The organism is Kitasatospora sp. NPDC004799 (genome assembly GCF_040609095.1).
In the GTDB taxonomy this organism is placed as follows: domain Bacteria; phylum Actinomycetota; class Actinomycetes; order Streptomycetales; family Streptomycetaceae; genus Kitasatospora.
Genome location: NZ_JBEXJK010000287.1, coordinates 1 through 10,481, shown reverse-complemented (window position 1 = coordinate 10,481; position 10,481 = coordinate 1). Strand labels below are relative to the sequence as shown.

The window sequence follows — 10,481 nt, the reverse complement described above, 5'->3', positions numbered from 1 at the left end:
GCCCGCCCCGCGCACCGCGCGCGGGGCGGGCCGCTGTCCCAGCCGCTGCGCCGTGTCCGCCTCCGAGAAGAGCAGGGCGCGCCGGGCTAGGCGGAGAGCGCCTCGCCGTCCTCCGGGGGCGCGCACGCGGCGGCCAGTTCGTCCATGGACAGGTCGAGCGCGAAGGCCAGCGCCGCGATGGTGAAGAAGGACGGCGTGGGCGCCCGGCCCGTCTCGATCTTCCGCAGCGTCTCCGCCGAGACGCCCGCCGCCGCCGCCACCTCGACCATGCTGCGCTCGCCGCGCGCCTCGCGCAGCAGCGCCCCGAAGCGCTCGCCGCGCTCACGCTCCCATGGGGTCAGCGGAGTCCTCACCATGGGCTCGATCCTAGGCCCTGAAGTCAAACCCGCGTCTGCGGTCCGGCGGCCGCCACCGCCGAGGTCGCCGCCAGCTCGCGGCTGGAGGCCTCCACCATGGCGCGCACCATCGCGTCCGCGGACGGCCCCGGGGCCCGGCACAGGGAGTCGAGGCGGTAGCCGTTCGGCGCGAGCCGCAGCAGGGTGTCGGCGATGTGGCGGCGCTGCCGGGTGAAGGCCGCGGGGTGGTCGTCGGCGGGCGCCGCCGCCGGTTCGTCCGCGGAGGTACCGGGGTGCTCCCCGGCGCCGACCGCGGACAGGACCGCCCGGAAGGTCTCGGCCTCGGACCGACCGAGCGCCGCCAGCGTGGCCGCCAGGTCGTCGGAGAGCGGTGCCCGGCGGATCCGGCGCGCTTCCTTGAGGTAGCGGTCGAGGACGAGGTGGAGGAACGAGCCGGCCGGCGGCGGGGCCGGGTCCATGGCGTCCAGGACGGCGCCGAGCCAGTCGACCATGCGCCGGCCCGCGAGCCCGAGTTCCTCCCAGCACTCGGACCGCAGGCTCTCGCCCAGGTAGCGGGCCTGTTCGAAGGCCTTGCGGCTCGGGGTCATGGGACTCGGGGCGTCCAGCGGGCCGTAGGCGTCCCGCGGCCGGGGAGCGCGCTGTTCGGCGAGGGAGCACAGCAGGGCCAGGTGGACGTAGACGTGGAAGGCCGCCATCGCGCGGTGGCTGTTCCACCGGTTGGTCCCCGCCGGCCGCTGGACGGGAACGACCCCGAACGCCTGCTGGAGGACCCGCGGGTCGCCTGCGCCCTGCTCCGGTACTCGAGCGGGATGATCCTCGCCTCGCGCCTGCCCGATTAGTCGATTCGTCGTCAGAAGGCCTTCGGCGACCGGTTGTCGACCATTCGGAGCCCCGCCGCATACTCCGCGGCGGGGCTCCGTCGTGCCCGCCCCCGCCGGACCCGGCCCGGTGACCATCCCCCAGCAACCGTGATACAAATACCGGTATAAGAATTGGATTCAGGGGAGAGCTGCACCATGGTCGAACTCAAGTCGGACGCCGGACTGGCCGCGATGCGCGAGGCGGGGCGGGTGGTGGCGCACGCGCTGGCGGCCGTCCGGGAGCAGGCGGCGGTCGGCGTGAGCCTGCTGGAGCTGGACGAGGTGGCGCGGGGCGTGCTCAAGGCGGCCGGGGCCTCCTCGCCGTTCCTCGGCTACCGCCCGGCCTTCGCTCCCGTCCCGTTCCCGGCGGTCATCTGCGCCTCGGTGAACGACGCCGTGGTGCACGGCATCCCGGACGGCTACCGGCTGCGCGACGGCGACCTGGTGAGCATCGACTGCGGCGCCCTGCTGGACGGCTGGGCCGGGGACGCGGCGGTCAGCTTCACCGTCGGCACCGCCCGTCCCGAGGACACCGCCCTGATCGAGACCACCCGGCGTGCCCTGGAGGCGGGCATCGCCGCCGCCGTGGTCGGCAACCGGACCGGGGACATCGCCCACGCCATCGGCACCGTGGCCCGGGCCGGCCGGTACGGCCTGCTGGACGGCTACGGCGGGCACGGCATCGGCCGCCGGATGCACGAGGACCCGCACGTGCCCAACGAGGGCCGCCCGGGCCGGGGTTACCCGCTGCGCCCCGGCCTGGTGCTGGCGATCGAGCCGATGCTGCTGGCCGGCGGCCGCGACGACCACCGCGCCGATCCGGACGGCTGGACCCTGCGCACCGTCGACGGCGGCCGGGCCGCCCACGTCGAGCACACCGTCGCCATCACCGAGGACGGCCCGCGCATCCTGACCCTGCCCTGAGCCTGGCCTGGCCCCCTGCCCTGGCCCTTGCCCTGAGCCGATCCGCGGGGCAGTCGGCCGGGCTAGGCTCGCAGCCATGATCAAAGCCGTGATGTTCGACTTCTCCGGGACCCTCTTCAGGGTCGTCTCCACCGCCGAGTGGCTGGCGGCGCACACCGCCGCCACCGGCCTCGCCCTGCCCGCCGGCGAGGCGGCCGAACTGGTGGCCCGGCTGGAGGAGTTCGGCGCCCTGCCCGGCGGCGTGCCGCCGCGCCGCATCCCGCCGGAGGTCCAGCAGGCCTGGGACACCAGGGACTTGACCCCCGAACTGCACCGCACCGCCTACACCGCGCTGGCCCGCGCCGCCGAGCCGCCCGCCGGTCTCGACGTGGACGCCCTCTACGACACCCACATCGCGCCGGCGAGCTGGCGCCCGTACCCGGACGCCGTCCCGGTGCTGCGCGAGCTGCGCCGCCGGGGCGTGCCGGTCGCGGTGGTGAGCAACGTCGGCTGGGACCTGCGTCCGATCTTCCGCGCGCACGGCCTGGACGAGCTGGTCGACGTCTACGTGCTGTCCTGCGAGGTGGGCGCCCAGAAGCCCGACCCGGCGATCTTCGAGGCCGCCTGCGAGCGGCTCGGCCTCGCCCCGGCCGACGTCCTGATGGTCGGCGACGACCTCGTCTGCGACGGCGGCGCGACCGCGCTCGGCTGCGGCTTCCACGCCGTCGAGCACCTGCCCGTCGACCGGCGCCCGGACGCCCTCACGGCGCTGCTGGGCGTCGTCCCGGGCTGAACCGGCTGTACCGGCTGAACCGGCTGACACAGAGGCAGTCCGCCCGGGCCGGGCGGCCCGGAAGGCCGCCCGGCCGGGGTGACGGAGGACACGCGGTGGGGCCCCGGCGGCCCGGAGTACCGTGCGGGGCATGAGTGATCAGGACTTCACCACGCACATCACCGTCCGCGGGTACGAGACCGACTCCCAGGGCCATCTCAACCAGGCGGTCTACCTCCAGTACGCCGAGCACGCCCGCTGGGAGTACCTCCGGGCGGCCGGGATCCGCCAGGCGGACCTGGTCGCCGCCGGGGTCGGCCCGGTGGTCCTGGAGACCACGGTCAAGTACCTGCGGGAGCTGCGCGCGGGCGACTCGGTGGAGGTCGGCTGCTCGTTCACCTGGCGGGACGGCAAGACCTTCCAGGTGGTGCAGCGGCTGGTCCGCGAGGACGGCGTGCTGGCCGCCGAGATCACCGGCGTCGGCGGCATCCTCGACCTGGCGGAGCGCAAGCTGGTCGCCGACCCGCGCGAGCCGCTGCGCACCCTGGCCGCCGACCCCGCCGTGCTCGGCCTCTGAGCCGAGCGGGCCCGGAGCCGAGGCCCCCACCACCCCCACCGTCCCACCACCCCCACCGCCCTCACCCTCCGCGGCCGGAGACCGCCGCCGAACGCGGTCTCCGCCCCTCCCCGGCAGCCGGGGGGATTTCCCCACCCCCGACCGGCCTGCTGTCCGGATGGGCCCAAGTCCCCCGCCACAGCAGACTCCTGGGCATGCCGAAGCCCACCCGCACCCTCACCGCCGCCGTCACCGCGGCCGCCGCCCTCGCCGTCACCGCGCTGAGCGCCCTGCCCGCCGGCGCGGCCGACACCTCGAAGCCGGGGCGCGACCGCCTCGCCTGGACGGACTGTCCGGGCGCCCCGGCCGACAGCCCCCAGCGCTGCGCCGACGTCACCGTCCCGCTGGACCACGCCGATCCGGACGGCCCCCGGATCACCGTCGCGATATCCCGGATCACCGCCGCCGACCCCCACCTGCGCCGCGGCGTCCTGCTCGCCGTCCCCGGCGGACCGGGCGGCTCCAGCATCGACCTCGTCAAGGGCATGGCCGGGCGCCTGCCGCAGTCCGTCCGCGACCGCTACGACGTGGTCGGCTTCGACCCGCGGGGCTTCGGCCGCTCCACCCCGGTCAGCTGCGGGCTGGACACCGCCGACCTGGCGATGGTCAAGCTGCGCCCCTGGCCGGCCGCCGACGGCTCGATCGACGAGAACCTGGCCACCGCCCGCCGGGTCGCCGAGACCTGCGCCCGCGCCGGCGGCCCGGTGCTGCGCAGCATCTCCACCGCCAACGAGGCCCGCGACATCGACAGCATCCGCCGCGCCCTCGGCGAGCGCCGGCTCTCCGTCTGGGGCACCTCGTACGGCACCTACGTGGGCGCCGTCTACACCACGATGTTCCCCGAGCGGACCGACCGGATCGTGCTGGACAGCAACGACGACCCGGACCCGTCCCGGGTCGGCCGCGGCTGGCTCGCCGCCTTCGGCCCGGGCGCCGAGGACCGCTTCCCGGACTTCGCGCGGTGGGCGTCCGCGCCGGGCAACCCGGACCGGGTCGCGGACACCCCCGAGGAGGTCCGCCCGCTCTTCCTCGACCTCGCCGCCCGGCTCGACCGGGCCCCGCTGCCCTGGCCGGGCGCCAACCCGGCGGAGCTGAACGGCAACGTGCTGCGCGAGACCCTGCTGGAGGGCCTCTACGCGGACGCCAGGTTCCCGGCCGTCGCGCGGCTGATGCTGGCCGGTCTCGGCCGGCGTGACCTGCCCAAGGCACCGGTGCTGGGCGAGCAGGCCCTGCAGGCCCTGCAGAACACCGTCGCGGTCTCGGTCGGCACCCTCTGCAACGACGTCCGGTGGCCCGCCGACCCGGCCGGCTACGCCAAGGCCGCCGCCGCCGAGCGCGCCGCCCGTCCGCTCACCGCCGGCATGCCGGTGAACGCGATGCCCTGCGCCTTCTGGCCGTTCGCCCCCGCCGAGCCGCCGGTGCGGGTGACCGACCGGGGCCCGGCGAACGTGCTGCTCACCCAGAACCTGCGCGACCCGGCCACCCCGTACGCGGGCGCGCTCAGGCTGCGCGCGGCGTTCGGCGACCGGGCCCGGATGGTGACGGTGGACTCGGGCGGCCACGACGTGTACCGGGCCAACGGGAACGCCTGCGGCGACGCGGTGGTGACGGACTACCTGGTCACCGGCCGGCGCCCGGCCCGGGACGTCCGCTGCCCGGCCGGCTGAGCCGGGGCGGGGGAGCGGTACGCGGGGCAGGCGGGGCAACGGGCCGTGGGCGAACGGCCCTTGCTCCGCCGTGCACGTCCGTTCGACCCTCGGGAATGAGTCGAATCCGTCGCGATTTTGTGACAATCCTTCACCAACACCCGCCCCCCACGGCCTGTTCGCGGCCGTAATGTTCGATCTATGTCACCGAAGAGCCGCATACCCGCCGCCTCGGACCCGGGCGACACCTGGGTGCCGCGCCCGAGGCGCCGCGAGACCCCGCTCGGCATCCTGGGCCACGCGGCCACCTTCCTCGGCGCCAGCGCGCTGGGCGGCGTGCTGCTGGCGGGCCTGATCCTCCCGGCGGCCGGGGCGGTCGGGCTCGGGGCGAAGAGCGGCGCCGAGGGCTTCGAGAGCATCCCGGACGACTTCAGGACCCCGCCGCTGACCCAGGCGACGCAGATCTTCGACGCCAAGGGCGGCCTGATCGCCAAGGTCTTCGAGCGCGACCGCACCGTCATACCCGCCGACCAGATGTCCCCGCTGATCCGCACCGCGCAGGTGGACATCGAGGACGCCCGCTTCTACGAGCACGGCGCCGTCGACCTCAAGGGCATCCTGCGGGCGATCACCAAGAACGCGGAGAGCGGGGCCGCCGTCCAGGGCGCCTCCACCCTGACCCAGCAGTACGTGAAGAACGTCAACGTGGAGAAGGCCGGCGACGACGCGGACGCGGTGCGCGAGGCGCAGCGCAAGACCCTCGGCCGCAAGATCCAGGAACTCCGCTACGCCATCAAGCTGGAGGAGGACCTGACCAAGGAGCAGATCCTCACCAACTACCTGAACATCACCTTCTACGGGCACCAGGCGTACGGCATCCAGGCCGCCTCCCAGCGCTACTTCAGCAAGGACGCCAAGGACCTCAGCCTGCCCGAGGCGGCGATGCTCGCCGGGCTGGTGCAGAACCCGTCCCAGTACGACCCGAAGCTGCACCCGGTGGCCGCCCAGAAGCGCCGCGACACCGTCATCGACAAGATGGTGGAGAACAAGCACATCACCGCGGAGCAGGCCAGGCAGGCGAAGGCCGCCCCGCTCGGCCTGAACTACAAGGACCCGCGCAACGGCTGCATCACCGCCCAGGCGGGCATGGGCTTCTTCTGCGACTACGTCCGCCACGTGGTCAAGCAGGACCCGGTGTTCGGCAAGAGCTCGGCGGAGCGCAAGAAGCTCTGGGACACCGGCGGCCTGAACATCTACACCACGCTGGACCCGGACAAGCAGGCCGCCGCCCAGAACGCCGTCTCCACCAAGGTGTACGTCACCGACCCGGTCTCGGCCGCGATGACGATGGTCGAGCCCGGCAGCGGCAAGATCCTGGCGATGGCGCAGACCCGCCCGTACGGCCTGGCCAAGGAGAAGAACGAGACCGTCGTCAACTACAACGTGGACGCGGCGATGGGCGGCGGCATCGGCTTCCAGCCCGGCTCCAACTTCAAGCCGATCGTGGCCGCCGCCGCCCTGGAGGCCGGTCTGCCGCCCACCCAGCGGTACGACTCGCCCAACCGGATGGACTGGCCGACGACGAAGACCTGCGACGGCACCTGGAAGAACCTCAACAAGGGCAAGAAGGACGGGAGCATCCCCAACGAGAGCCCGAGCGAGGTCGGCCCGTACGACCTCAAGCAGGCCATGGCGCTCTCCGTGAACACCTACTTCGTGCAGATGGAGCAGGAGATCGGCCTCTGCGCGGTCAAGCAGATGGCCAACAAGCTGGGCATGGAGGGCAAGGCCGACGGCTCGCCGCTGGAGGAGCTGCCCGGGCTCGGCCTCGGCACCCAGGAGGTCAGCCCGCTGACCATGGCCAACGTGTACGCGGCCTTCGCCGCCCGGGGCACCTACTGCGCGCCGCTGGCGATCAACCGGATCACCACCGTGGACGGCGCGGACGTCCCGGTGCCGCAGGCCCGGTGCGCCCCGGCGATGTCCGAGTCCACCGCCGACGTGATCAACAGCGTGCTGCTCGGGGTGACGGAGAAGGGCGGCACCGCGCGGGACCTCAACCTGGACGACCGCCGCCAGATCGCCGGCAAGACCGGGACCACCGACGAGAAGAAGTCGGCCTGGTTCACCGGCTACACCGGCAACCTGGCGGGCTCGGTCTGGCTGGGCAGCCCGGGCACCAAGGTGCCGATGCGCAACATCCGGATCGGCGGCAGGTACCAGGCCGAGGTCTTCGGCGCCACCGGCCCCGGGCCGATCTGGCAGCAGGCGATGAGCGACGCGGTCCGGGACATGCCGGAGCAGCCCTTCACCACCGTCTACATCCCGGACCCGCCCCGGCGGGACGCCGGCTGCACCACCCCCAGCGGCTCGACGGGCCCGGTCACCTGCACCGGCGCCCCGACCACCGGGGGCCAGGGGAACACCGGCCGGCCGCGCGGCACCGCGCCGACCGGCCCGACCGCCCCGAGCGGCCGCACCGGGCCGGCCGTCCCGCCCGACGCCACCGACCCCGGGGACCAGTGACCCTGGCGGCGGTCGCCCGGTGAACCCACGGCCCCGCATGAGTACGGGTACTCATGCGGGGCCGTGGCCCGTCGGCGGACGATGACCGCATGCCGCACAGCTTCCTCGGCGTCCCCGCCGTCCTCTGCCCCTCGATCGGCTACCTGGCCGGCTACCTGGTGATCGGCCTGGCCGCCGCCCACGAGCTGCGCGCCGAACCGCGTGCGGAGGCCGCGGCGGCGGTCGGGCCCGCGGCCGGGGCGGGCGCGGCGAGCGCCGTGCGGCAGTGGACGGCGGTGGTCTGGACGATGCCGGGCTACCTGCACGGGATGACCCTCAACCCGTTCCCGGACGGCACCGCGGCCCGCTTCCTGTCCGCCACCGCCCTCGGCGCGGCCGGCAACGCGGCCCTGCTGGTGCTCGGCGCGCACGCCCTCGGGCTGGGCTGAACGGCGGCTACCGCGCCTCCTCGGGCTGGGCTGAACAGCGGCTACCGCGCCTCGACCGGCTCGCCGCTGTCCTGGTCGAGGTTGAACACCCGCCGGTAGGAGTCGGTCACCACGGTGATCTGCGCGCGGCCGGTCCAGCTCGCCGTCACCAGCCGGGCGTCGCCCCGGCCCCGGCCGATGTCCGCCAGCGACCAGCGCCGGGCCGACCAGCCCGCACCGCTCTCCAGCAGCACCTGCCAGCGCTCGTCCGCCTTCGGCTCGGCGGCGTACGAGCGGTGCACCACGATCAGGGCGTGCTCGGCCCCGGCCGGGGCGTCCTCCCGGCTGCGGGTCTCGGCCGCCGACACCTTGTGCGCGGCCACCACGCCGAGCAGGAACACCACCCCGGCGGTCACCGTGACCGTGCGGGTGGCCGTCCGCACGGCGGTGCGCAGGTCGCCCAGCCAGGCGGCCGCGATCAGCGCCGCCAGGGCCCCGCCGAGCAGCAGCTCCGGCCGGTTGAGCAGGTCGGCGACCAGCATCCGCCCGCCCGAGCGGCTCTCCCACTGCCCCTCGGTGTAGAGCAGCACGGCGGCCAGACCGCCGGCCGCCAGCAGCCGGACCAGCACGCGCCTGGCCCGGGACGTCCGCCGCTTCGCCGTCCCCCGGCTCATCGTCCCCCCGTCCCCCCGTTCCCCCGTCGACACGGTCACAGCTCGGCGAGCAGCTCGCGGCCCTCCGGCCAGTCGCCCAGCCCGGAGTCGGAGTTGAGGTGCCCGTACGCGCCCGGCTCGACGTAGCGGGCGCCCCAGGCGGCGGCGAACGCGCGGGCCCGCTCGGTGGAGACCCACGGGTCGTCGGTGGAGGAGACCACGACGGCCGGGAAGGGGAACCGCTCCAGCGCCACCGGGCGGAAGCCCGTCAGCTCCGGGACCTCGGCGGTGTCGACGTCCGCCGGGGCCACCAGCAGCGCGCCCCGGACGGCGGCGGTCCGCTCGGCGGAGGCGGTGGCCACCCAGTGCGCCGCCGTCACGCAGCCCAGGCTGTGGGCGACCAGCACCACCGGCCCCTCGGCGGCGGCCTCGGCCACTGCCGCGTCCACCCGGGCCACCCAGTCCGGCCGGTCCGGGTGGTCCCAGTCCGCCTGCTCGACCCGGCGGAAGGACTCCGGCTCGGCCGCCTCCCAGCGGGTCTGCCAGTGCGCGGGGCCGGAGTTCTGGTAGCCGGGGAGGACGAGGTAGGTGGTGCGGTCGGACATGGGCTCCTCCGGAGCAGGACGGTCAATGAGCAGCAGGAGTCTAGGACGCGGGCCGTCGGCCCCCGCAGCCGGGCGGCCGACCGGCGCGCACTCCCCGCAACCGGCGCGCGCACGTCCGCATGCGCCGTTACGCGCCCGGTGCGCCCCGTTGCCAACGGTGTCCCGGTGCGGGAGGTTGGACCGGGCCCGGGCCGCCGCCGCCCGGCACCCGTACCCGACCTGAGGCTCGACCATGTGGAGGGATGTCGGCGATGACATCGAAGATCCTGCTCGTCACCGGGGACGCCGCCGAGTCACTGGAGGTGTTCTACCCGTACCAGCGGCTGCGCGAGGAGGGCTACCAGGTCGACATCGCGGCCCCGACCAGGAAGCGCCTCCAGTTCGTGGTGCACGACTTCGTCGAGGGGTTCGACACCTACACCGAGAAGCCCGGCTACACCTGGCCCGCCGACCTGGCCTTCGCCGAGGTCGAGCCGGCCGACTACGTGGCCCTGGTCATCCCGGGCGGCCGCGCCCCCGAGTACCTGCGCAACGACCCGGACGTGCAGCGGATCGCCCGGCACTTCTTCGCCGAGGCCAAGCCCGTCGCCCAGATCTGCCACGGGCCGCTCGTCACCGCCGCCGCCGGGGTGCTGGACGGCCGCCGCAGCTCCGCCTACCCGGCGCTGGCGCCGGACATCAAGGCGGCGGGCGCCGAGTTCGTGGACGGCGAGGCGGTGGTGGACGGCGTGGTCGTCTCGGCCCGCGCCTGGCCCGACCACCCGGCGTGGCTGCGGGCCTTCATCGAGGTCCTGCGCAAGCACGCCCCGGCCGCCTGACGCAGGTCCCGGCGCCGTTCCCGGAGCCGTACCCCGAGCCGTCTCGGGGTACGGCTCCGGGTTCGTTCCGGGTTCGTTGGGGGTCGGACACCGACCGGAGGCCGACGCCCGCCCGCCCGGGTGCCTGACACGGTGTCAGGAGCCGGGGCCGCACCCCGGTCGACCGCTCCCACGACCCCGACCAGGGAGGCCGGCATGGCCGACGCCCCGACCACTTCGAGCACTCCGACCACTTCGACCGCTCCGAGCACCTCGACGGCCGGACGCCGCAGGCCGGCCCTGCGCACCGCCGTGGCGGCCGCCGTCGGCGCGGGCCTGC

At 74.9% G+C, this 10,481-nt stretch carries 11 protein-coding genes; 7 read left to right on the top strand and 4 right to left on the bottom strand.

The window, feature by feature from the left end; translation table 11 throughout:
* Positions 1 to 86: 86 nt before the first annotated feature.
* Positions 87 to 356 (bottom strand): helix-turn-helix transcriptional regulator, encoded by a 270-nt coding sequence (locus ABZW03_RS28920; RefSeq protein WP_355264462.1) that lies wholly within the window; start codon positions 354 to 356, stop codon positions 87 to 89.
* A 23-nt stretch (positions 357 to 379) separates the two neighbouring features.
* Positions 380 to 1,051 carry a hypothetical protein gene (locus ABZW03_RS28915; RefSeq protein ID WP_355264459.1) on the bottom strand — a complete coding sequence of 224 codons (672 nt, stop codon included), beginning with the start codon at positions 1,049 to 1,051 and terminating at the stop codon, positions 380 to 382.
* A gap of 321 nt (positions 1,052 to 1,372) precedes the next feature.
* Here ABZW03_RS28915 and map point away from each other — a divergent pair, with 321 nt between their 5' ends.
* The 6 genes from map (at position 1,373) to ABZW03_RS28885 (ending at position 8,107) form a co-directional block, all read left to right on the top strand.
* A complete protein-coding gene (gene map, locus ABZW03_RS28910) occupies positions 1,373 to 2,140 on the top strand; it encodes a type I methionyl aminopeptidase (protein WP_355264456.1) in 768 nt (255 codons plus the stop codon).
* A 76-nt stretch (positions 2,141 to 2,216) separates the two neighbouring features.
* Positions 2,217 to 2,912 carry an HAD-IA family hydrolase gene (locus tag ABZW03_RS28905; RefSeq protein ID WP_355264453.1) on the top strand — a complete coding sequence of 232 codons (696 nt, stop codon included), beginning with the start codon at positions 2,217 to 2,219 and terminating at the stop codon, positions 2,910 to 2,912.
* A 130-nt stretch (positions 2,913 to 3,042) separates the two neighbouring features.
* Positions 3,043 to 3,468 carry an acyl-CoA thioesterase gene (locus tag ABZW03_RS28900; RefSeq protein WP_355264450.1) on the top strand — a complete coding sequence of 142 codons (426 nt, stop codon included), beginning with the start codon at positions 3,043 to 3,045 and terminating at the stop codon, positions 3,466 to 3,468.
* 194 nt (positions 3,469 to 3,662) lie between these two features.
* Positions 3,663 to 5,174 carry an alpha/beta hydrolase gene (locus tag ABZW03_RS28895; protein ID WP_355264447.1) on the top strand — a complete coding sequence of 504 codons (1,512 nt, stop codon included), beginning with the start codon at positions 3,663 to 3,665 and terminating at the stop codon, positions 5,172 to 5,174.
* A 180-nt stretch (positions 5,175 to 5,354) separates the two neighbouring features.
* On the top strand, positions 5,355 to 7,679 hold the full coding sequence (locus ABZW03_RS28890) for a transglycosylase domain-containing protein (RefSeq protein ID WP_355264444.1): 2,325 nt from the start codon (positions 5,355 to 5,357) through the stop codon (positions 7,677 to 7,679).
* Positions 7,680 to 7,768: 89 nt separating this feature from the next.
* Positions 7,769 to 8,107 (top strand): hypothetical protein, encoded by a 339-nt coding sequence (locus ABZW03_RS28885; RefSeq protein WP_355264441.1) that lies wholly within the window; start codon positions 7,769 to 7,771, stop codon positions 8,105 to 8,107.
* Between the two features lie 41 nt (positions 8,108 to 8,148).
* Here the strand turns inward: ABZW03_RS28885 and ABZW03_RS28880 are convergent, their stop codons facing one another.
* Together ABZW03_RS28880 and ABZW03_RS28875 are read right to left on the bottom strand one after the other, a co-directional pair.
* Positions 8,149 to 8,760 (bottom strand): hypothetical protein, encoded by a 612-nt coding sequence (locus ABZW03_RS28880; protein WP_355264438.1) that lies wholly within the window; start codon positions 8,758 to 8,760, stop codon positions 8,149 to 8,151.
* 35 nt (positions 8,761 to 8,795) lie between these two features.
* Complete coding sequence (locus ABZW03_RS28875; protein ID WP_355264435.1) at positions 8,796 to 9,344, bottom strand: alpha/beta fold hydrolase; 549 nt, start codon at positions 9,342 to 9,344, stop codon at positions 8,796 to 8,798.
* A gap of 251 nt (positions 9,345 to 9,595) precedes the next feature.
* Here ABZW03_RS28875 and ABZW03_RS28870 point away from each other — a divergent pair, with 251 nt between their 5' ends.
* Positions 9,596 to 10,162 carry a DJ-1/PfpI family protein gene (locus ABZW03_RS28870; protein WP_355264432.1) on the top strand — a complete coding sequence of 189 codons (567 nt, stop codon included), beginning with the start codon at positions 9,596 to 9,598 and terminating at the stop codon, positions 10,160 to 10,162.
* The last annotated feature ends 319 nt before the right edge of the window (positions 10,163 to 10,481 follow it).

Coding starts and splice junctions, on each gene's coding strand:
- ABZW03_RS28880 (WP_355264438.1), bottom strand. CDS start 8,760: ATGAGCCGGGGGACGGCGAAGCGGCGGACGTCCCGGGCCAGGCGCGTG.
- ABZW03_RS28905 (WP_355264453.1), top strand. CDS start 2,217: ATGATCAAAGCCGTGATGTTCGACTTCTCCGGGACCCTCTTCAGGGTC.
- ABZW03_RS28870 (WP_355264432.1), top strand. CDS start 9,596: ATGACATCGAAGATCCTGCTCGTCACCGGGGACGCCGCCGAGTCACTG.
- ABZW03_RS28915 (WP_355264459.1), bottom strand. CDS start 1,051: ATGGCGGCCTTCCACGTCTACGTCCACCTGGCCCTGCTGTGCTCCCTC.
- ABZW03_RS28875 (WP_355264435.1), bottom strand. CDS start 9,344: ATGTCCGACCGCACCACCTACCTCGTCCTCCCCGGCTACCAGAACTCC.
- ABZW03_RS28920 (WP_355264462.1), bottom strand. CDS start 356: ATGGTGAGGACTCCGCTGACCCCATGGGAGCGTGAGCGCGGCGAGCGC.
- ABZW03_RS28900 (WP_355264450.1), top strand. CDS start 3,043: ATGAGTGATCAGGACTTCACCACGCACATCACCGTCCGCGGGTACGAG.
- map (WP_355264456.1), top strand. CDS start 1,373: ATGGTCGAACTCAAGTCGGACGCCGGACTGGCCGCGATGCGCGAGGCG.
- ABZW03_RS28885 (WP_355264441.1), top strand. CDS start 7,769: ATGCCGCACAGCTTCCTCGGCGTCCCCGCCGTCCTCTGCCCCTCGATC.
- ABZW03_RS28895 (WP_355264447.1), top strand. CDS start 3,663: ATGCCGAAGCCCACCCGCACCCTCACCGCCGCCGTCACCGCGGCCGCC.
- ABZW03_RS28890 (WP_355264444.1), top strand. CDS start 5,355: ATGTCACCGAAGAGCCGCATACCCGCCGCCTCGGACCCGGGCGACACC.